This is a genomic window from Corynebacterium sp. Marseille-P3884 (genome assembly GCF_017942225.1).
GTDB lineage: Bacteria > Actinomycetota > Actinomycetes > Mycobacteriales > Mycobacteriaceae > Corynebacterium.
The window spans coordinates 37,319-57,530 of the sequence record NZ_JAGKSD010000015.1 but is presented as its reverse complement, the minus strand read 5'-3'; the positions used below and the strand labels follow the sequence as shown (position 1 = coordinate 57,530).

General features: G+C 60.5%; 22 protein-coding genes and 2 pseudogenes. 8 read left to right on the top strand and 16 right to left on the bottom strand.

Going from position 1 to position 20,212, the window contains the following annotated elements:
* Window positions 1-275: 275 nt before the first annotated feature.
* Window positions 276-419 carry a hypothetical protein gene (locus tag J5Y21_RS09370; RefSeq protein WP_024058953.1) on the top strand — a complete coding sequence of 48 codons (144 nt, stop codon included), beginning with the start codon at window positions 276-278 and terminating at the stop codon, window positions 417-419.
* A gap of 89 nt (window positions 420-508) precedes the next feature.
* Window positions 509-934, top strand: a complete 426-nt coding sequence (locus J5Y21_RS09365; protein ID WP_016456430.1) for a single-stranded DNA-binding protein — start codon at window positions 509-511, stop codon at window positions 932-934.
* 569 nt (window positions 935-1,503) lie between these two features.
* On the opposite strand, the gene J5Y21_RS09360 is transcribed toward J5Y21_RS09365, so the two are convergent.
* From J5Y21_RS09360 to J5Y21_RS09350, 3 genes are all read right to left on the bottom strand, one after another.
* The gene (locus J5Y21_RS09360; protein WP_024058951.1) at window positions 1,504-2,835 is read right to left on the bottom strand and encodes an ATP synthase F0 sector subunit B; all 1,332 of its coding nucleotides are present in this window, start codon (window positions 2,833-2,835) and stop codon (window positions 1,504-1,506) included.
* 1,547 nt (window positions 2,836-4,382) lie between these two features.
* Window positions 4,383-4,682 carry a hypothetical protein gene (locus J5Y21_RS09355; protein WP_024058949.1) on the bottom strand — a complete coding sequence of 100 codons (300 nt, stop codon included), beginning with the start codon at window positions 4,680-4,682 and terminating at the stop codon, window positions 4,383-4,385.
* Window positions 4,683-4,853: 171 nt separating this feature from the next.
* Window positions 4,854-5,162, bottom strand: coding sequence for a helix-turn-helix domain-containing protein (locus tag J5Y21_RS09350; RefSeq protein WP_024058948.1), 309 nt, complete (start codon window positions 5,160-5,162; stop codon window positions 4,854-4,856).
* 1,108 nt (window positions 5,163-6,270) lie between these two features.
* Here J5Y21_RS09350 and J5Y21_RS09345 point away from each other — a divergent pair.
* Together J5Y21_RS09345 and erm are read left to right on the top strand one after the other, a co-directional pair.
* Window positions 6,271-7,461 (top strand): IS1249 family transposase, encoded by a 1,191-nt coding sequence (locus J5Y21_RS09345; RefSeq protein ID WP_210574899.1) that lies wholly within the window; start codon window positions 6,271-6,273, stop codon window positions 7,459-7,461.
* A gap of 955 nt (window positions 7,462-8,416) precedes the next feature.
* On the top strand, window positions 8,417-9,271 hold the full coding sequence (erm, locus tag J5Y21_RS09340) for a 23S ribosomal RNA methyltransferase Erm (RefSeq protein ID WP_016456425.1): 855 nt from the start codon (window positions 8,417-8,419) through the stop codon (window positions 9,269-9,271).
* A gap of 70 nt (window positions 9,272-9,341) precedes the next feature.
* Here erm and J5Y21_RS11730 read toward each other — a convergent pair whose 3' ends face one another.
* From J5Y21_RS11730 to merA, 6 genes and pseudogenes are all read right to left on the bottom strand, one after another.
* On the bottom strand, window positions 9,342-9,695 hold the full coding sequence (locus J5Y21_RS11730) for a type IIL restriction-modification enzyme MmeI (RefSeq protein ID WP_016423158.1): 354 nt from the start codon (window positions 9,693-9,695) through the stop codon (window positions 9,342-9,344).
* A gap of 373 nt (window positions 9,696-10,068) precedes the next feature.
* On the bottom strand, window positions 10,069-10,770 hold the full coding sequence (locus J5Y21_RS09330; RefSeq protein ID WP_246875127.1) for a DUF998 domain-containing protein: 702 nt from the start codon (window positions 10,768-10,770) through the stop codon (window positions 10,069-10,071).
* Window positions 10,771-10,946: 176 nt separating this feature from the next.
* Complete coding sequence (locus J5Y21_RS09325; RefSeq protein ID WP_154878772.1) at window positions 10,947-11,294, bottom strand: VOC family protein; 348 nt, start codon at window positions 11,292-11,294, stop codon at window positions 10,947-10,949.
* Window positions 11,295-11,380: 86 nt separating this feature from the next.
* Window positions 11,381-11,772 (bottom strand): annotated as a pseudogene (locus tag J5Y21_RS09320) (peptide chain release factor I).
* Window positions 11,773-11,963: 191 nt separating this feature from the next.
* Window positions 11,964-12,314, bottom strand: coding sequence for a hypothetical protein (locus J5Y21_RS09315; protein ID WP_034970986.1), 351 nt, complete (start codon window positions 12,312-12,314; stop codon window positions 11,964-11,966).
* The gene (gene merA, locus J5Y21_RS09310) at window positions 12,311-13,732 is read right to left on the bottom strand and encodes a mercury(II) reductase (RefSeq protein WP_210574875.1); all 1,422 of its coding nucleotides are present in this window, start codon (window positions 13,730-13,732) and stop codon (window positions 12,311-12,313) included. The genes J5Y21_RS09315 and merA overlap by 4 nt, the downstream gene beginning before the upstream one ends.
* A gap of 98 nt (window positions 13,733-13,830) precedes the next feature.
* On the opposite strand from merA, the gene J5Y21_RS09305 reads away from it, so the two are divergent.
* The gene (locus J5Y21_RS09305) at window positions 13,831-14,220 is read left to right on the top strand and encodes a heavy metal-responsive transcriptional regulator (protein WP_005290994.1); all 390 of its coding nucleotides are present in this window, start codon (window positions 13,831-13,833) and stop codon (window positions 14,218-14,220) included.
* A 46-nt stretch (window positions 14,221-14,266) separates the two neighbouring features.
* On the opposite strand, the pseudogene J5Y21_RS11725 reads toward J5Y21_RS09305, so the two are convergent.
* Window positions 14,267-14,512, bottom strand: a pseudogene (locus J5Y21_RS11725) (alkane 1-monooxygenase); the annotation flags it as partial.
* A 128-nt stretch (window positions 14,513-14,640) separates the two neighbouring features.
* Here J5Y21_RS11725 and J5Y21_RS09295 point away from each other — a divergent pair.
* Window positions 14,641-14,922, top strand: a complete 282-nt coding sequence (locus J5Y21_RS09295; protein WP_210574873.1) for a type II toxin-antitoxin system RelE/ParE family toxin — start codon at window positions 14,641-14,643, stop codon at window positions 14,920-14,922.
* A gap of 8 nt (window positions 14,923-14,930) precedes the next feature.
* The gene (locus J5Y21_RS09290; protein ID WP_035012354.1) at window positions 14,931-15,236 is read left to right on the top strand and encodes a HigA family addiction module antitoxin; all 306 of its coding nucleotides are present in this window, start codon (window positions 14,931-14,933) and stop codon (window positions 15,234-15,236) included.
* Window positions 15,237-15,243: 7 nt separating this feature from the next.
* On the opposite strand, the gene arfB is transcribed toward J5Y21_RS09290, so the two are convergent.
* The 4 genes from arfB to J5Y21_RS09270 are packed head-to-tail and all read right to left on the bottom strand — an operon-like array spanning window position 15,244 to window position 16,654.
* Window positions 15,244-15,687 (bottom strand): alternative ribosome rescue aminoacyl-tRNA hydrolase ArfB, encoded by a 444-nt coding sequence (gene arfB / locus J5Y21_RS09285; RefSeq protein WP_210574871.1) that lies wholly within the window; start codon window positions 15,685-15,687, stop codon window positions 15,244-15,246.
* Window positions 15,688-15,706: 19 nt separating this feature from the next.
* Entirely contained in the window at window positions 15,707-15,964 is a 258-nt protein-coding gene (locus tag J5Y21_RS09280; protein ID WP_246875125.1) for a hypothetical protein, read from the bottom strand.
* A gap of 48 nt (window positions 15,965-16,012) precedes the next feature.
* A complete protein-coding gene (locus J5Y21_RS09275; RefSeq protein ID WP_210574869.1) occupies window positions 16,013-16,363 on the bottom strand; it encodes a VOC family protein in 351 nt (116 codons plus the stop codon).
* 45 nt (window positions 16,364-16,408) lie between these two features.
* Entirely contained in the window at window positions 16,409-16,654 is a 246-nt protein-coding gene (locus J5Y21_RS09270) for a ribbon-helix-helix domain-containing protein (protein ID WP_210574867.1), read from the bottom strand.
* A gap of 240 nt (window positions 16,655-16,894) precedes the next feature.
* Between J5Y21_RS09270 and J5Y21_RS09265 the strand changes: the two genes are divergently transcribed.
* Window positions 16,895-17,875, top strand: coding sequence for an NAD(P)-binding domain-containing protein (locus tag J5Y21_RS09265; protein ID WP_210574865.1), 981 nt, complete (start codon window positions 16,895-16,897; stop codon window positions 17,873-17,875).
* Window positions 17,876-17,953: 78 nt separating this feature from the next.
* Here J5Y21_RS09265 and J5Y21_RS09260 read toward each other — a convergent pair whose 3' ends face one another.
* Together J5Y21_RS09260 and J5Y21_RS09255 are read right to left on the bottom strand one after the other, a co-directional pair.
* Complete coding sequence (locus J5Y21_RS09260) at window positions 17,954-19,846, bottom strand: cation-translocating P-type ATPase (RefSeq protein WP_210574863.1); 1,893 nt, start codon at window positions 19,844-19,846, stop codon at window positions 17,954-17,956.
* Window positions 19,843-20,202, bottom strand: a complete 360-nt coding sequence (locus J5Y21_RS09255; RefSeq protein ID WP_210574861.1) for a metalloregulator ArsR/SmtB family transcription factor — start codon at window positions 20,200-20,202, stop codon at window positions 19,843-19,845. The genes J5Y21_RS09260 and J5Y21_RS09255 overlap by 4 nt, the downstream gene beginning before the upstream one ends.
* Between the last annotated feature and the right edge of the window lie 10 nt (window positions 20,203-20,212).

The following is a 20,212-nucleotide window of genomic DNA, read 5'->3' as shown; positions in this document are numbered from 1 at the left end:
CCTTGCTCGAAACACTCCACCAACTGCTCGCGCTGCCGCTCACTTAGCGAACTTCGTGCTCTCAATGAAAACTACTCCCCACTGGTCGGTAACTGATTTCTCAGTCCAACTAATGGGGAGCAGTTCATTGCAGCGATGCAACGGGGTTTTCTTTTTCGCTGTATCGCCGTGGCTGGCGACAACAGACACTTCAACGAGGCAGGGGAGCGACCCCTAGACAGCAGAGCTGTCTCCAACAGACGGATTGACCATCAATCCGAACAAGGAGGCACGTGATGCGCGACTTCATCCACACCGACCTGGAACTGCTCTACCAGCTCGCCGACGGCATCGACGGCGAGGACGCCGATCCGGGCGCAGCACAAAAGCTGCGCGACCTAGAGGCGGCAGGCACACCGCTGCCCTGGGCAGTGCTGTAACGACAGCTCAACCCCCGCAGCGGCAAAGCCGCTGCTTAAGTACCCAAATTGCACGGCAAATCACACCCACTCACGTAAGGAGAACCATCATGTCCAACCCCTTCAACAACGGCACCATCGTCGGCAACGCAGCTCGCGCACCCAAGCTGTTCGAGCACGCAAACGGCGGCGCGACGGTGAAGCTCAGCGTCTATGCGCGCAACACCTTCAAGAACAAGTCCACCGGCAAGGTGGAAAGCGAGATCGTGGAGCTGACCGGCTACGTCCAGGACGCCGCGAACCCCGGTGTGTTCGGCTGCATCGGCTCCGGCGATCGCGTTGCGGTGAGCTACTCGCTCAAGACCGACGTCTACACCGACAAGGACGGTGTGAAGCAGTACCCGCTGGTGGCGCGCATCGACACGGTGCAGCTGATCGATTCCAAGAAGGAGTCCGCTGCTCGCGCTGCCCGTCGCGGAGGCGAGGCGGCGACCGCCGCCCTGGCTGGCGCTGAGGGCGAAGAAGTACCGTTCTAACTACGAAACCCCGCAGGGAAACCTGCGGGGTTATTTTTTCAACCATTTCACACGCCAATTTGCTGCGAATCACTTGTGCAGTTTTACGGTGCAGTGGTGCGGTGCTTTTACTGGCGTTTCTGCTGCGCAACTCACTGCACTATGTAGTGTCTGTGACATTTCATTAACACGTAGGTTGCACTGTGTATTGGGCACCCATTTCATCGACACGTTTACTGCGCAATCAAATGCCCTGTCACTTTAATGACATGTGAATTGGGCAGTGAAGTGGTTTGTCATCCTATTGACACCTTTACTACGCAACAGAATGACAACGACATTCTGTCGGCCCTTCTACGGACATCTCTTCTGCGCAGCACATGCCCCGTCGTACACACCGACGTGCTGCGCACTATCTCCGCCACTCAACAGGCCAATTCACTGCGCAACGTAGTGACACCGGCCCCGCCTAGCCGAGATTTCTTCGATTTTCGCTGAATATCAGCCGTTTACCCGCCGCCAATGACCTACGACGCCGACGGCCCCCTGTTAGGCCCGCAGAAGGCCGTACAGGGCAGGGGAGAGCAGTGCTACAACTCCATACCGCCATCACGATCACGCTGCTGTTGCTGCTGGCGGCGCTTCTCGATGCGCTCGCGTGCACGCTGCTGCGCCCCGCCCTTCTTGCCTGAGGTCTGCGACTGCCTGAACAGCGTGTAACGCTCAAGCAACTCTGGGCTGCGATGCAGTTCTTGCACCAGGAACTTCTTATCCAAGTGCTCCAACTGTTGTCCTGACTTCACCGCTTCTTCGATGATGATGGCGGCTTCATCTTCGGCGTCCGTGTGCGCGTTGCGGCGGATCTGATCAGCCTCATCGCGGGCATCCTTGCGCGTTACTGCAGCGTCGCGTGTGGCCTCGTCGCGGATGCTCGTGGCCTCATCTCGTGCTTTGCTGCGGATCGTCTCGGCGTCGCGCTCATCCTGCTTACGGGCCTCGTCGGTCTTGCGAGTGATCGTCTCTGCTTCGCTGCGAGCTGCGGCTGTAATATCGCCCGCCTTGGCCCGCGCAGTCTCTTCGGCTCGTTCGAGCAGCTCGTCTGCTTGCGCTTCGGCCAGGCCCAACTCCTGCTCAGCATCCTTGCGTGCTTCGCTGCGGATCTCTTCGGCTTCTTGCTCGGCCTTCTCGCGTGCTTCCTTGAGCACACGCTCGGCAACCTCGCGAGCCTGTGCTTCAGCATTCTCCTGTACGCGCTGGGCTGCTTCGCGGGCTTCTTGCGCCTGTTCAAGTTCCTTAGCAGCCTGCTCGCGGTCACGATCAATTGCGTCCATGTCGCGCTGCACGGATCGCTTCTTGACTTCCACATCATCCTCGCGCTTGGCGAGATCGCGCTCCCGGTCTTGTTGCTCGGTGTAGCGGTCGAGGTTGAGTGACTCGTCATGACGTTCGGAGACTTCTAGTTCCACCGGATAGCCGAGCGAGTGCATGTGTTCGCGCAGGCCCCGTTGCGCGTCGATGAACTTCTGGTTACCCGAGATCTGCTTGCCCTTCTTCGGGCCGGATGTGTACCGCACTGAGGTGTCAGTGTTGTACGCGATGCCGGGGCGGCAACGGAGCTTGTCGGGATCTTCGGGCTTCGGTGAGAACGTATCCGCCTGGAACTGGATGTGTGGCGTTGATTCGTCAAAGTTCATATCACCGCCAGCGACTGCGTCGATACCGCCGGGGATGAAGTTTTCTGCAAGCCAGCGCATTGACTCTTCGAGGTACTGCTTTGCTTCCTCGTAGTCGCGGGCGACATAGCGCGGACGTTTCACTTCGCGCCCGTCCACCTCACTGGTGTAGTAGTCGGGGATCTCCTTGCACATCGACTTCGGCAGATACACGACGAACAGCGACGTCTTGAAACTGTTCTTCTGCACGCGCACTCCGTCCATCCGAGGCGTCTACGGCCGCCACAGGGCCGTACAGCCGCTGCCACAAAGATGAACCAATCGAGTCGCGGCGCTACACATTTGCATCAACAGCTGCCGCTGGATCTGCTGCAGCGCGACGCGCTGCGAAACACACGTCGCTGGCGGTGCTCGTTACATGCGCTTGCGCGCATATGGCCGCCGCGAACGTGATGCGTCTGCACAGATACTGTGCTTATGGCACGGGCCGATATGGAGTGTGTTATTCGACCCGTGTTGTTATCACCCGCAGCAGCATCAACACCGCCTTGCGGCGGATGGCTCGCTGCGGGATTTGGAACACCCTGCAATAACCGCCTGGCGGCGGTGCCAGAGTGCAGGGTGTGGCTGTGCGCACCACGTAAACAATGTCGGTCTTGCCGTTCGGTTCGACGCCGTGGCACGTTCGCAAGCTCACGTTGCACACGGCGTGCGCGATGACGCGGGAACACGCCGCAAGCGGCGTTTCCACCCGTCATCGGCCCTTACTTTAAGACCGACATACAACGGCTGACGCCGCATGTGGTGCGCACAGCGTGGCGACCTGCAGATTTTGCGTAGGCACCATGTGCGCTTCGCGCATCAACGGGCCGTTTCGGGTAAGGGTCGAAGACCGTGTCACAACCCGAAACACGCAGGTCGCAGCCCCCTTCTGTGTCAAAACCCCTATATGTTTGTCGTTATAGGGGTAGAAGGGGGAAAAGGGCATAAGGGGGTGCGACGCCTCCGCTGCGCTCCGGCGCTCGGCATAGCCGAGGCACTGCACCGGGTGTTACTACTCGCTGGCGCTCGCATAACCCGGTGCCCGGCGCTGGCGCGCCGCCCCTTATAGCCCCAGTCTCAGACCTCGCTCGCTCGGTCTGGCTGGTGCTGTCTTGCCCTCCGCTTGCGCTCCGGTCAAGATGCCCAATAGTGCAGCTGGCGCTGCACCTTGTGTGATGACCCATGCTCTGTATTACGACACTGCTGGCAATCCGATATATCACGTCGATATACATTCGGATATGCCAGCATCGATGTGTCGTGTTTGGGTCATCACGAAACGCTCCATCACGGCAAGCCTGCCGAGATGGATATTGGCGTATCTCACGGCGCGGCATTATGCGGCGTCCGCCGCATACCATCTGCCGTCGCGGTCACAACTTCAGCAACATGACTGTTGCTGAAATCTGCTCTGTCCACGCTGCTGTCTTTGCTGCACCCACGGCCCCGTCTTCGGCATATTTCAAGTCCACACAAGACTATGCCGGCCAGAACCGCGCATAACAGCAGCGCGACATACCGCCAGCCATGTGGCGGATGATCCAGGCGACGGGGCAGACGTGTATATGCCCCGTCGCCGATACCGGCGCAAGCATCGTGACAGTGTCACGTGTAGCGGTGCCGCAGCCACCCGCACACACGCGAAAACCCCGCCCTTGCGAGCGGGGTGTGTGGCGACATCAAACGTGACGGCTGTACGTCGTCACGCCGCGTGGCCGTACACACATGAGGTGATTGCGTGTACGGCTAAAGGGTTAGTCGGGTACAACTTCTAGATGCCGCTTCGGCTTACTGCCCTCGGTGCTCTCAGGCGTGTCGCCGTCACCGTTCTCAGGTGTATCGCTGTCCCCTTCGGTGCTGGCGGACTTGTCACCGTCCCCTTCGGTGCTGGCGGACTTGTCACCGTCGAGATTCACCTCGAACTCTTCGGCATACTTGCGCAACTGCGCAAGGCGCTCCTTTGTCGCTTTGTGTGCACGGCGCGCCTCGTTCACGGTATCTTTTGCTTGCTGCTCATCGCGCAGCGCTGCTGCGTAATCGTCTCTGAAAGACATGGTTTGTTCTCCTTGGTTGAATGAACTGTTTATTTGAACTCGGGGCACGACGGTGGAGCGCGCGTGTGTAGTAGCACGGCCATCACCCATCAGCCCTCGCACTCAGTTCAAGACCCAGCCTGACTAGCTGAGCTAAGCGGCGGGATCTCGTCGTAGGCGGGTTTGTCCGCATTAGTGCTTCACACCGCCCAGCACCGTGACGAGCTGCTGGCGCTGCTCATCTGTCAGTTGGGGCGCTGCATTCACGACGGCATCGACGAAGCCGTCGAATAGCTGCGGGGCAGGGCGGCGTGCGGCCGCGAGGTAGGCGTCGAGATCGTCTTGGCGAATCCGATAGGCGGTGCCGAAACGGTGGAATGAAAGACGGCCCTCTTTAATAGCTTTTCGCAACGTGGACTCGGAGCCGACGCCGAGATCGGCGAGTTCCTGCAGCGTGTAAAAGCGTGGCGCGACGGCGGTAGTCGTGTCCTTTTCGGACATAGAAAAACGCTCCTGGGCAGATTGATCTGTCCCGGAGCGGGGTGCTTTACCGGCTTGCTATTCAGGCGGCTTGGAGTGCCGTGCTCAACTCGCTAGAACGGTGGTCTGCCGTCCCATCGCTTTACGGGAGCGCTTACTCCCTACCTGACCGCTTTTGTGGTTGGCAATGCCGTTGCCGACCGGTCTATCTCGTCGGAGGAACCGCGCCTATCACGGTCGAGAGGCTGTCTCTTTATGAATTATCCTCGGGGTTATCCCCCGTATGCGGCTGGCTAAACCAAAAACGAATTAAAACGCCACATACGGTCTGGGGGCCATCGTACGGAACTTATGCGTCGCGCACAATAGCCTGCGACCTAATCTTTACGAATCGAACCGAGCACGTTTCTACACGCCACGTGGCACGGCTGGGGTGTTGTGGTGGGGCAGCTGTTGTGTGGCGGCATGGTGACACGCAAGGGGCGCGCCTTTTTGTGACCTGTGACACGTCTATAGTGTGCTCGTTTCGTAGTTTTGACCTCGTTTCGTAATTTGCCGATCAAAATACGAAAAAATTACGAAACGCTCTACCTGCGGTTTCGTAGAACTACGAAAATCGGAAAACCAAATTACGAAACACGCGATAACGCTGTGACCTGCACAGACGCGTCACATTTCGGGGATGTTTCGTAATTTTGCGGCATTTCGACCCAAACCTTTTAAGGGAGAGACACAGACACACATTACGGGCACATGTCTACGACATAGACCGTCCTCATTGAGGGCACGCTGCAGGGGTTGTAGCTATGTGACACGGCCGGGATGCTGCGTCACGGTGACACGCAAGGGGCGCGCCTTTTTATGACCTGTGACACGTCTGTAGCGCGCTCGTTTCGTAGTTTTGACCTCGTTTCGTAATTTGCCGATCAAAATACGAAAAAATTACGAAACGCTCTACCTGCGGTTTGGGTTAAGTAGCAGAATGTGTGTCTGATTCTTGCGATTTCCGCAGATCAGACTATACAAATCGGGCTTGAATAAGGATTTAGTCCTTATTCGGGCCCGTTTCTCGTTCAATCCGCGGGAACGGCGCTTCAGTGTGGTAGCTGGATGCTGGTTAGCTTTGCCGGTGACACCAAACCGACCACGATGCCCAGTATGTACTGGGCAAATGAAGAAAAACGGCACCACCACAAAAGGAACGACCAGATGGCGGTGCAAGAACCCTGACTGTGGATCTTCCACCACCTACCGTCGGCCTGATCTGACTAAAACCCGCGACTTCAAAGCGTTTCACCGATACGTGACCTCCACGAGGTCACTCACCGAGATCGCCTGCGATGCCAGAGTCAGCAGATGGACCCTCGACCGCCGATTCGAACCGTTATGGCTCATCGATGTTCCCAACACCCCAGACCCCAACAGGGTCTACGACCAGATCTTCATCGACGGCACCTACACCGACGCCGGCTGCCTGCTCGTAGCAGCAAGCTACGACCACGTCATCGCCTGGCACTGGGCCAGAACTGAATCAACCCACGCTTACACACAACTGCTGCGCGGTATCGCCCAACCGTTATGCGTCGTCCTCGACGGCGGACAAGGCGCCTACTCAGCGATCAAAGCCTGCTGGCCCACCACCATGATCCAGCGCTGCCTCGTCCACGCCCAACGCGTCATCCGTCGCTACACCACATCACGGCCCCGCACCGACGCTGGCAAAGCGATCTATGCCCTAGCGCTGAAACTGACCAAGATCACCACCTTGGACCAGGCACGCCAGTGGACCATCAGACTGCACGAGTTCGGGGTGGTCTACAAGGACTTCCTGAACGAGAAAACACCCGTCCCCAAAGAGCGCCGCACCCCCAGCCACCAATGGGAATTCACACATATCCGGGTCCGAAAGGCATACAACTCGCTTTTGCACTTATCGCGCAACAACTGGCTGTTTGCCTATCTCCAACCCCCGCCAGAAGCACTCGAACCAGCCCGGTGGGCAGCAACCACAAACAGCCTAGAAGGCGGAGTCAACGCACAACTCAAACGCATCGCAGACGCCCACCGCGGCAGATCCGGAGAACGACAACGCAAGATGCTCGAGTGGTACCTGCACTCGAAAACGCAACTGCCTGACGACCCACTCGAGATCGCCAGGCAGTGCAATTACGGACAAGATCAACTCGCCAAAGTTCCCGATCTCGTCCCAGAAGACCACAACACAGCCGACCAAGAAACAGGACGACCAGCCTTCTACGACAACGCTATCCCAACCGAATACCAACACAACATAGGAATCCGCAAAGGCCCCATGCAATAAAGAAATGTCCGCCCGGCGACACGCCGAGCGGACACACTTTTTGCTACTTAACCCTGCGGTTTCGTGATTTCCGCAAACGAAAAGAACAAAACTACGAGACACGCGATAACGCTGTGACCTGCATAGACACGTCACATTTCGGCGGTGTTTCGTAATTTTGCGGTATTTCGACCCAAACCTTTTAAGAGAGAGACACAGACACGCATTGCAGGCACATGTCTACGACACAGAGCGTCCTCGTTGAGGGCACGCTGCAGGGGTTGCAGCTATGTGACACGGGACACAATCGCAATCAAGGTGTCTCTTCTTATTTAGATTTTCTTCAAAAAGTGGAAAAATTACGAAACGAAAACCATTTACGCTGCTCAACGTATGTTTTTGTGTTTCGTAGTTTTGTTCTTTTCGTTTACGGGATTACGAAATGACCCGCAAATACCTACCGTGACCTGCGGTGATGTGTTTCGTATTTTTCTGCGTAATTTCACGTCGCCCGAAGCAGACACCCTGCCGTGTGCTTGCTGCAGGGCTGCGGCCGTCCCTCCATGTGGAGCGTCAGTGTCGATGCTGTAACTTAAACGTACATACATTTGTGGCGCTCTCGTTACGTGTCTGTGCATTGCCGAGCTCTTTACTGTTGTGTGTGGGCGCGCAGCCGTAGTGTCCGTGCCACTCCGAGTAGGGCGCGTCGTACCCCAAACCCATGTTCAATTAAATTCCAATCCAGAGAGGTCTTGCACTGTTGCGGTGCGGTTGTCTTCTTTCTCACCGTATTGGACCCTGCGAAATTAATTGGATACGATAGGCCCATGTTGATTTCAGGTTCCGTTTTCATGCGGCCGCTCACCAGCCGCTAAGGCGGTTTTCTCCCTCCCGCAGGTTAGAAACCGCTCCGGTCCTTTAGCCGGGCGGCCATTTGCCATGCCCGGCTCCGTTTCAACTCCACGGAGCACACCTGATGTCTACATACGGATACGGCCGTCACGAACATGGCCAAAATTTTCTCACAGACCACAAGATCATCAACTCCATCGTCGATCTTGTAAAACAAACCTCCGGCCCCATCATTGAGATCGGGCCAGGAAGCGGTGCCCTCACTCACCCGATATCCCACTTGGGGAGGGCAATAACGGCAGTTGAGGTAGACGCAAAACTAGCTGCCAAACTCACAAAAAAGACCGCCTCGGCGTCGGTCGAAGTGGTCCATGATGATTTCCTCAACTTCCCGTTACCCGCCACTCCCTGCGTCATTGTGGGAAACATTCCCTTTCACCTCACCACTGCCATTCTTCGAAAGTTGTTGCATGCGCCGGCATGGACTGCCGCTGTACTCCTCATGCAGTGGGAAGTCGCTCGCCGCCGGGCCGGGGTAGGTGCAAGCACGATGATGACAGCTCAGTGGTCCCCATGGTTCACGTTTCACCTTGGTTCCCGAGTACCAAGGTCTGCTTTCCGGCCACAGCCAAACGTTGACGGGGGGATCTTAGTGATCCGCCGGGTGGGTGACCCGAAGATCCCGATAGAGCAACGCAAAGCCTTTCAGGCGATGGTGCACACCGTTTTCACCGCCCGGGGACGCGGGATAGGGGAAATTCTCCGAAGGGCAGGGTTGTTTTCATCACGTTCAGAGACACAATCATGGTTGCGCTCGCGAGGAATCGACCCCGCAACCCTACCTCCCAGATTGCACACCAGCGACTGGATCGATCTCTTCCAGGTGACTGGTTCCTCTTCACCGCGCCATCGGCCCATTTCACAATCGGGAAGTAGTCAACGCCCTCCTCAACGGAAAAATCGAGGCCGGCGGCGGTAATCCCCCCACCACCAAAACCGAAATCCACCAGTAGTAGTGAACGACCCATGTTCGTCTACCGTGAGCCGCGTTATGGCAGTGACGTGTTCTCGTCGGGCACAGTCATAGTTCCCGGCGTTGCCAGCGACAGGGTTCTACACCCAGCAGCGGGACCGATCAAAATCACCCGCACGGGGAACGACCCTGCTGGTGGTTTCGATTTTGATGAAAGCGAGGAGACATAGCCCCTCGCCAACTCCCCGTAGCTGGCGAACAGTAGCTCCTGGCGCTGGCGCTCGTTGGTGAGTTTGCGTGCCACATCGAAAGCCTTATCGACTTCCCGGTCCAAGTTGTTGTGAGCCTTGAGCAGAATTGGGTCCATCGATAACGGGTTGTAGTGCTCCGCGAGTGACCGCTGGGGGTGCCGCTCGCGTGCCCGCAGCACCAACTGTCCAGCGTCGATGATTCGCTGCTGCGCCTTCTCATCTAGTTCACACAGAGCTGGTCCGCAGTTGTAGCTCCCGATGTACTCCGAAAAACGGAAAAAATAAATAGTGGGGATACATCAACCTTCCACTTTCCATTCTTCCGGCTCAGAGTATTGAGGGGTCTGGGACCGGGTCCGTAAACCCTTTATGTTTTTCGCGCACAGCGGTTTTTAGCGACGCACCCTATAGGTTTTCCGCAGAACCTATATGTGTTTCTGTGCACCCCCATATGTTGTCTGTTTCTAGCGGTATTTCGTTGTACTTTGCGCATCGAATAGTCATTTATCGACGACACTCCGTTGAATTCAAGTTCAACGTTTAGCCGAAAGCTCATGTCCGGTTCTCAGCGGAGGGCCCACGCATCGAGACAGCAGTGCTGTCGCATGGCCGTCGCAGAGAGGTCCGCTCCCGCACCTGAGCGGACAGCTTGTGAGCCCTCATGAGGGCAACGCCGGTCAGCGCGGTCCAGAGCGTCAGCGAGTCGAAGGAGAGCCGCTCGGCACCGCCGAGCCCAATCCAAGGCATCTCGTACCCATCCAGTGCTGCGGCGAACATGATAAAGCTTGCGACGGAGAGGATCACGACCGCGGCCGTGACCTTCCGGAATCTGCCCGGCCCGGCGGCGACGGCGATGAGCGCCATGGCCATCCACTGCGCGGCGGCTTGAAGCAGGGCGAAGCCGTCGTGGGCTGCCGGCGACACGTCCCAGGGGAGAAGGCCGACGCCGATGACCGAGGCTCCGGCGATCGCCATCAGGATGGTTCCGGCCTGGCCGGCGAGCCGAGTCCAGTATCCATGCAGGACAACCGCGCCGAGCAGGACCAGAGCCCCGGAAGCGACCATGCCGATGTTGAAGACCGCGTGTTCCGGCGAGCACACCTGACGTATCTGCTGACCGAGTTCGGAGTACTCCCCGCAGGTGGTCACACCGAGATCGCTGATGGTGTTGCGAGAAAGCGAGTAGCGATTTGGCCAGCCCAGCGCCACGAACAACTGAATCGGGAACACCAGTGCGCTGAGCACCCAGGCCATCGCGCCGACGCGGTACCGCTTTATACGGACCTCCTCTATAATACGATCGTATGGTAGATGCTAGCGGCGGTCGTTGACGTGTTCAACGTGCGCAGGCAGCCGGTGCCGAGCTCGTGGTGGATGCGGCGGTGCGCGTCGCGTGACTGCGATTAGTGGCCTTCGTACGACGACGATGCTCAGTGAGAATGCATGCCGACGTTGATGACGTTGCCTGATCCGTCGCGGTAGAAGAAGCGCGTGACGCCCCACTCTTCGGTCGTGAGAGGGTGCACGATTTCACGACCTGCCTCGACAGCGCGACCGTAGGCGGCTTTGACATCGTTGACGAAGACTGAGACATCGGGATTCTCGCGGGCTGTGGCATCTCTCGTGAGGAGATTCAGCTGACAGCCTCTGGAATCGGCGAGTGTGACGATCCAGCCGTGATCCATGACCACCTCGAGACCGAGGACCGCAGCGTGTTCGTCGACGCTTCTGCGGAGGTCTGCCACCGTGAGGTTGGGGACGATGCGTTCGATGTTCATGCCTTCATGCTTCCCTCTGGAGGAGTGCCGGTCAAGAGGTTATTCGGCTACGGAACGTGGTCGAGTTCAAGTTCAACGTGTAGTGCTTAACCTCTGCGATGAACTCTTTGATCCCGGGACGTGATGAGGACTGGGGCTATTGTGCTCCCCCGAACGCTACGGCCCGGGGGGCACGAGGCTGTGTCGCAGGTGCAAGCGAGAGGACCACTAGCGAAACACAGACCGCTGAGTCGACGCAGTCACGGTAAAAGACGGAGCCGTCTAGGCGGTGCTCGAGGTTGCGCGAGATACGGTGACGCTGGGCGTCGGTAAGCGATGCGCATTCGGCGACATCGATGGAAAGCTGGACTTTGCCGTCCGTCGTGTTGACGCCCTGGCCGCCCGGAGTCAACGATTTCGCGAAACGCTCCGCGAGATCGGCGGCGATGACCGCACCGTCGGGGATCCCCGGGCCGGGCGCTATGGTCATGTCGTTCATGCCGCCCAGCCTAGGTGCCCACAACCCTTTCTCGTCTCGGCGGAAGCGGAGACCGCGTCGCGACGGCCGGGATCCAGCCTCAGTATTATCCTCGTCACCGGTTGATTCGAACGCTTTTTGCTCCTCCTTCTCCCGTCGGGCTTCGATTTCAGCGGCCTCCGCAGGTGGCAGTGATCGCTGGATCCCTCGAACTACCGGTTCCGATCAGCGGTCGAAGGATTTTCGCAGCAGCCGGACCTGCGGCGCCGGTGCCGCCGCCGTAGCCTGACGAGCATCCCCGCCATGACGGCCATCACGACGGCGGTCCCGGCACCGATGATCCAGGGATTACCGAGGAGCCCACCGACGCCTGCAAGTGCTCCGCCCGCCGCGATGAACGGCAGGCCGCAGCAGAGCAGCGACGGAAGCGCGCAGCATGCCAGCAAGAGCAGCCCGGTCACTGCAGCGACGACGGGACCGGCGCGCCATTCGTCGCGGTCCTGATCGGCGCTGATCGTCTGCTTCAGGATGAGATCTCCCCGATTGCCTGTGTTGCCGTTCATGCGCAGCACGACAGCAGCGACGGGTCGGTGGTGAAGGCCTTCGCGGCGATCCGGATGCCCTCGGCCATGGTCAGGTAGGGGGCCCAGGCGTTGGCGACCTCGGCGACGGTCCTGCCGAGCACGTGGACGCCTGCGGCGGCGAGCTCCCCGGCGTCCTTGGCGACGGCGGTCAGGCCGAGGATCTCTTTCGTCTCGGCGTTCACGACGATCTTGATGAACCCGCGGGTGTCGCGGTTCACCAAGGCGCGGGGCACGTGGTGCAGGGGCAGGACGCGGCAGTCGCAGCGGATCCCCGCGGCGAGGACGTCCTTCTCGGTCATCCCGACCGCGCCGATCGCGGGCCCGGTGAACGTCACCCGCGGCAGGCGGGCGTAGTCGACGGACAGGTCGGCGTCGGCGAACGCGTTCTCGGCGACGAGGGTGCCGTGGTGGGCGGCGACGTAGACGAACTCGGGGTGCCCGGTCACGTCGCCCGCGGCCCAGACCCGCGGGTTCGAGGACTGCAGCCGGTCGGAGACGACCACCTCGCCGGAGTCTCCGGTATTCACCCCGACCGCATCGAGGTTCAGGCCATCGGTGACGGGACGGCGTCCGAGGGCGACCAGGACCTGGTCGGCGCGGAACTCCTGCGAGCCGCCGGACAAGGCGGCGGTCACGACGGCCTCGCCTCCCGTGCCGCGGGAGACCCGGGTGGGCACTGCGCGGCTGACGACGCGGATGCCCTCGTCGGCGAACACCTCCTGGAGCGCCTTCGACACCTCCGGCTCCTCCTTCGAGGCGAGCCGGGACCGCACGAGCAGCGTGACCTGCGAGCCGAGGCGGGCGAACAGCTGCGCCTGCTCCAGGGCGACGTAGCCGCCGCCGAGCACCAGCAGCGACTCGGGGACCTCCGTCAGCTCCATCGCCGTGGTCGAGGTCAGGTATCCGGTCTCCTCCAGGCCGTCGATCGGCGGTGCCCACGGGCGAGAACCAGTCGCGACCAGGTAGTGGTGGGCCTCGATGGTCTCGACGCTTCCGTCGGATCCGGCAACATCGAGAACCGGCGCATTAGGGGTGCCCACGAACGAGGCGTCGCCGCGGAGGACCTGCCAGCCGTAGGAGTCGGTGACGTCGGCGTACTTCTCGCCGCGCAGCGACTCCACCAACGCTTGCTTCCCAGCGATCAGCGCGGGCATGTCGACGGGATCCGCCGTCGTCGCGATCCCGGGGAACCGGGTTGCGGCGTCGACCGCGACGTGCCGCGCGCCGGCCGCGGCAATGAGCGCCTTCGACGGGACGCAGCCCGTGTTCACGCAGGTGCCGCCGAGCGTCCCGCGCTCGATCATCACCACCGACTTCCCGAGCGTGCTGGCGCGGATCGCAGCGGCGAACGCGCCGCCTCCCGATCCGATGATGGCGAGATCGTACTTCGTAGGCATCGCTACTCCTGTCAACTCTTGGCTTTCTGCTCTGTCTCAGCCATACTGGACCTTCCAGTGCAGGGGAAGGTCAAGCGCGGCCACGGAGGGAGACAGCAATGTGGATCGGAGAACTCGCCGAGAGGGCGGGCACTACCGCGAAGACCCTTCGCTTCTACGAGGAACAGGGCCTTCTGCCCCCGACCGAGCGCACGCCGTCCGGATACCGCGACTACGCGCCCGAGACGGTCGCTCGGATCGACTTCATCCACCGCGGCCAGGCCGCGGGCCTCACCCTCGCCCAGATCCGCCAGATCCTCGACATCCGCGACGGCGGCCATGCGCCCTGCGAGCACGTGCGCGACCTGCTTGACGTGCGCCTCGCTGAGATCGAGCAGCAGATCGCGCAGCTCTCCGTGCTGCGCGACACTATCGCGGACCTTAGCCAGGACGCCGCGCACCCGGATCCTGAAACGTGCAGCACCGATCAAGTGTGTAGGTACTTGTAGACGGCGGGAGTCAATGACTCAAACGCTACAACCCCGATATGCGCTAGCGCATGTCGATGCCGCCGGTGCCCACCTCGATGATCTTGGTGGTGGCCGCGATAGCACACAGCAGCGGCATCGGGGCGGAGGCCTGCAGCGCGAAGTGGTGGACTCGGAAGGACGCATTGTTCACGCCGATTTCGTCCGCAGCCTGGGTGATCTCCAGACGAGTCTTGGCGATCTTTTCCGCAGATGGCCCGCACTAGCTGCCGAAGGCGTAATGCCCGAAGCTTAAGAAGCCGAACGCTTTCATTGGATAACACTCCTTTTGATGGTGTTAACGAGAGGGAGTAACTTTGCAACGAGATACCGTCGAGTTCAAGTTCAACGTTTAACGCGATGCGTTATTGACGCTTCGCGTTATGGGGGATAGGGTGAAGCATGATCCAGTCGTTCGGGAATCGACAAACAGAACTGGTGTTTCTGCGTGAGCCGGTTCCGAAATTGGATCCTCGGATCCACAAGTCGGCGAACAAGAAACTCCACCAGCTTGATGCGGCAGTCTCTCTTGACTCCCTCGGTGTGCCGCCCGGGAACCGTCTAGAGGCGCTCAAGGGCGACAGGAAAGGGACTTTCAGCATCCGGGTCAATGACCAGTGGAGAATCACTTTTCGCTGGACGAGCGCGGGGCCCGAGCAAGTGACCATCGAGGACTACCACTAAGGAACGCCATGTCGGAGAAGCTTTACCCACCGATTCATCCTGGAGAGATTCTTCTCGAGGATTTCATTGAGGGATTTGAAATCACTCAGCACAAGCTTGCCGTATCGATCGGGGTGCCCCCTCGTCGAATCAACGAGATCGTGCACGGGAAACGCGGAATTACAGCTGACACCGCGCTCAGGCTCGGAAAATACTTTGGCGTCGAGCCGATCTTCTGGATGAATCTGCAGAACCAGTATGAGATTGAGGTGGCGGAGGATAAGGCCCTCGCTGAGATCGAGCGGATTCAGCCGATCCAAGCTGCCTCGGCATAGGCCCGAATTAGGGAATCTGGGGCCGTCGCCTCGTCGACTTCAGCTCCGAGCGCCGCTTCTTCGCTTCGAGTCGGCGCCGCACCGAGCCCCTCGTCGGCTTCGTCTTACGCCGTGGGGGAGGCGGTGGCGCGAGGGCCTCGCGCAACAGGGAGGCCATGCGTTCGCGTGCCTCAGCTCGGTTGCGCACCTGCGACCGCTGGGTCGACGCAGACACGGTGAGGACGGAGCCGTCCAAGCGGTGCTCGAGGTTGCGCAAGATGCGGCGGCGTTGGGCGTCGGTAAGCGATGCGCTTTCCGCGATATCGATGGAAAGTTGGACCTTGCTGTCGGTCGTGTTGACGCCCTGGCCGCCCGGACCAGACGACTTCGCGAACCGCTCCGTTAGGTCGGCAGCGGCGATGACTGCACCGTCGGGGATCCCCGGGCCGGGCGCGATGGTCAGGTCTTTCATGCAGCCCAGTCTAGGTGCCCTACGAGTCGTTCTTGTCTCGGCGAAAACGAAGACCGCGTCGCGACGGACGGGAATCTGTCTCAGAATTATTCTCGTCGTCGGTTGAGTCGAGTGCTTTTCGCTCTTCCTTCTCCCGTCGGGCTTCGATTTCAGCGGCCTTCGCAAGTAGCCGGTCGTCGTTCATGTCGCGAATTTTCTCGGTGGCTTTCTGCGCCTGATCCACCGCAGCCTGACGGGCGCGGTTCGCAGCATTGACCGTGTCTCCCGCTAGCGACATCACAGATTGACGCCAGCTCTGGACCTGGAGACGTTCCGTGTAGTGTAGCTAGTCCCCGGGGTTACCCACGCAGAACTCGTTGCCTTCCGGGTCCTGCATGACAGTCCACACCAATCCCGGCGCCTCGTGGGTGGTGAGTTCGGTAGCGCCTAGGTCTTTGAGGCGTTCTATTAAAGTTTCGCGCTCCGCCCCGCCAACGTCGATGTGCATGCGGTTTTTCCCAGGTGTCGGATCCTTGACGCGCTGAAATCCCAGCGCCGGGGTGGAATTAACCATCACAAAATCGCCGTAATCCGCGGCGATTTCGCAACCGGTTGCGGCGGACCAAAACTTGGCGAGCTTTGAGGGATCGTGGCAGTCGAAGGTGATCTGCCGGATCGTGAGATTGGCATCATTCATGGTCTCTATTATGAGGATGGGATCTGACGCTTGCTACGTGCATTTCTAAATAGCATTCTTTAGCGCTTCGCGGATTGCCTGAGAGCGTGACCATCCGTTTGCAGCCGCATACTTGTCGAGGTCCGATATCTCGCCGGGGGAAAGCCGAATGGAGATAACCTTCGCAGCATCTTCGTTTCGAGGTTTCCTTCCACGTCGACGAAGTGTCTCTACGTCGTAGCCTTTCTCGGCTTCGGTTACCCACGCATCGATTTGCTCTTCGCTGACTGGCTTCCCGTTGATAGTTTCCATGCACGTAATCGTAATACGGAAAAGGGCTTGGCGGCTCGGGGGAGGTTATAGTCTTTCGACAATCCGTGGAGCTCAAGTTCAACGTGTAACGCGGGGCGTTAAGGTGGTGATTGTTGACTACTGCTGACAAGCTCTCCCTGTTGGTGAGTTCGCGGAGACACAACTGGTTGGGCATGTGCCCGATGAGGTGAGAAACGATACTGAAGTGTCGCTTCTGGGAGATTATGGAGGGGTGACCGAGTGGCTGAGCATCACACGGCCATCGTCGTCGGTGGTGGCCAGTCCGGTCTAGCCACGGCATACTACCTGCGGCGCTTCAAAGTGGACTTCTTGATCCTTGACAACCAAGAGGAACCCGGTGGAGCGTGGTTGCACACGTGGCCTTCGCTGACACTTTTCTCGGCCGCGGAGTTCTCCAATCTGCCCGGCTGGCCTATGCCGCGGTACCCGGGGTACCCGCCCGCAAGCCATGTCATCGACTATCTGGAAGGCTACGAAAAACGCTACGACCTCCCGGTTAGGCGCCCAGTGCACGTTCACAGCGTGTCCCATGACGAAGGGATGTTCTCCCTAGATACGAGCGCCGGTCAATTCACAGCGGAACACGTTATCGCGGCCACAGGCACGTGGTCCGCGCCCTTCGTGCCCCACTATCCCGGTACCTTCCAGGGACGCCAGTGGCACTCGTCGACCTACCCCGGTCCCGAACCATTCCGCGGCGCGAAGGTCGCGGTGGTCGGTGCGGCGAACTCGGGTGCCCAGATCGCCGCAGACCTCATCGGGACGTCGGAGGTCACATGGTTCACACGTGAGCAACCGCGTTGGATGCCTGACGACGTCGATGGCCGCGATCTCTTTCTCAACAGTCGCCGCCGGATTCTCGGCGGCGATTCCGGCCCGAACCTCGGGGACATTGTCGCGCTTCCTCATCTACGTGAACTCCGCAACTCTGGCCAGCTCACCGCTACCCCTATCTTCGATAGCTTGAGCGAGCTCGACCACGACCACCTGATCTGGTGCACCGGTTTCCGTCCGGCCCTCGGCCCATTCCGCCACCTCATGCGCGACCGCGAACCTGAAGTGGAGAATCTGCATCTAGTCGGTTACGGCAACTGGACTGGCGACGGATCGGCAACGCTGATGGGTGTGGGGCCCTTTGCCAAACACACTGCCCAGGTAGTCGCGGGCCGTGTCGATGAAGCTCGGCATCAAAAGTTTTGAGATGACGCTTGGTTCCTGAGCAGCTCGATCCTTCCAAGATCCGCGTTGGAGAGCCAGCGCGCTGGGCGAAAGTGTGGCTCAGCGCTTCGCTTGCGCAGCCCGCAGGCCGTTCAAGATCACGATGACTTCGGCGACCTCGTGAACCAACACGACGGCGGCCAGGCCCAGCACGCCGCTGATCGCAAGCGGCATCAACACGATGATGATGGCCAGAGACAGCACGATGTTCTGGTTGATGATCCTGCTGCCTCGGCGGGCGTGCTGCAGAGCCTGCGGGATCAGCCGGAGGTCATGGCCGGTGAAGGCGACGTCAGCGGATTCGATCGCGGCGTCGGAGCCGGTTGCTCCCATCGCTATGCCCACCGTTGCGCCCGCCAGTGCCGGCGCGTCGTTGATGCCGTCGCCGATCATCGCCGTGGGCGTCTTGGAGGAGAGTTCGGCGACGATGCTCGCCTTGTCCTCCGGGCGTAGCTCGGCGCGCACGTCGTCGATTCCGGCGATTTCAGCCAGTGCCCGGGCGGTGCGAGTGTTGTCACCGGTAAGCATGCTCACTTCCACGTCGTTGGCGTGAAGGGTCTGCACGGCTTCGGGCACTTCGGGCCGCAGCTCGTCGCGGACCCCGATCGCCCCGGCAAGGGCGTCATCGACGGTGACCAGGACGCAAGTCTGCCCCTCGGACTCCATGCGCTCAACATCGGCCTTCAGTGGCCCGGCGTCGATCCACCGGGGGCTGCCCACCAGCACCCGTCGTCCCTCGACGGTGCCGCCGATGCCATTCCCGGCTTCCTCGCTGATGTCCAGGGCAGCGGGCGCTTCGGGCCCCGCCGCCGCGATCGCCGCGGCGAGGGGGTGCGTCGATTGCTGCTCAACTGCCGCGGCGAAAGCAAGCACCTGCGCCCGATTGAATCCGTCTGCCGGGACCACGCCGGTTACCTCGGGCTGGTTGCGGGTGAGGGTTCCAGTCTTGTCCACCGCTAGGTGATGGATGCCGCCGAGCCGCTCGAATGCCGCGCCGGACTTGATGACCACGCCAAACTGGCTGGCCGCGCCGATCGCGGCCACGACCGTCAGCGGCACGGAGATTGCCAGCGCGCACGGCGATGCGGCGACCAGGACCACCAGCGCACGGGTGATCCACGTCTCGGGGTCGCCCAGCAGCGAGCCGATCACGCCGACTAGCACCGCCAGGATCATCACCCCGGGCACTAAGGGTCGGGCAATCCGGTCGGCGATCCGGGCGCGGTCGCCCTTTTCCGCCTGCGCCTGCTCGACTAGGTCCACGAGTGTGGTCAGCGAGTTGTCCGTTCCAGCTGCGGTCGTCTCGACCTCCAGCACACCGGCGGAGTTGATCGCTCCCGCGGGCACCTCATCACCGGGCGCTACCTCCTCCGGAATGGATTCTCCGGTGATCGCTGAGGTGTCAAGGCTGGAGCGCCCGGACCGAATGATGCCGTCCGTGGCGATCCGCTCCCCGGGGCGCACAAGCATCAGCTCGCCAGCCACGAGGTCCTTCGCTGTGACTTCGACCGCCGCGCCGTCACGCAGCACCGTCGCGGTCTGCGGTACCAACTTCAACAGTGCCCGCAGTCCGCCCTGGGCCCGGTCCATTGCCTTGTCCTCGAGCGCCTCAGCGATCGAGTACAGGAACGCCAGCGCTGCGGCCTCTCCGACGAAGCCGAGGATCACCGCGCCAACCGCGCTGATCGTCATCAGCAAACCAATGCCGAGCTTGCGCTTCGTGACAAGATTCCGGATCGCTCCGGGCGCGAACGTGTATGCGCCTAGCAGCAGACCGACCCAGAACAGTATCGTCGCGGGTGTCTCCAGCCCGGACCAGTCCAGCGCCAGGCCTATGCAGAGGGCTACGCCGGAGAAGATCGGCAGTAGCAACTCGGGGTCCTTCCACCATGGCCGATCGAGCTCTTCAATCTCCGTGGCGGTTTCGTGTTCGCATCCACACGCCGAGCTCATGCGTCCGCCTCCTTCTCGCCGCAGCCGGGCACCGAGCACTCAGGGTCGATGCACGGGGCGTTTTCGTCGACAGCCAACGTTGCGTTCACCAGTGCGTCGAGCGCTGCCGCGAGGTGCGGATCGGCGATTTCGTAGCGGGTCTTGCGGCCCTCTGGCTCGGCGACGATGATGCCGCAGTCGCGCAAGCAGGTCAGGTGGTTCGAGACGTTCGAGCGGGTCAGGTCCAGGTCGCGCGCAAGCACGGCTGGGTAGCTCGGGCCGTCGAGTAGGGTCATCAGGATTCGGGAGCGCGTCGGATCCGCCATGGCCCGGCCGAGCCGGTTCATGACGTCGAGGCGCGAAGCAATAGTCAGCATGTGCTGAACT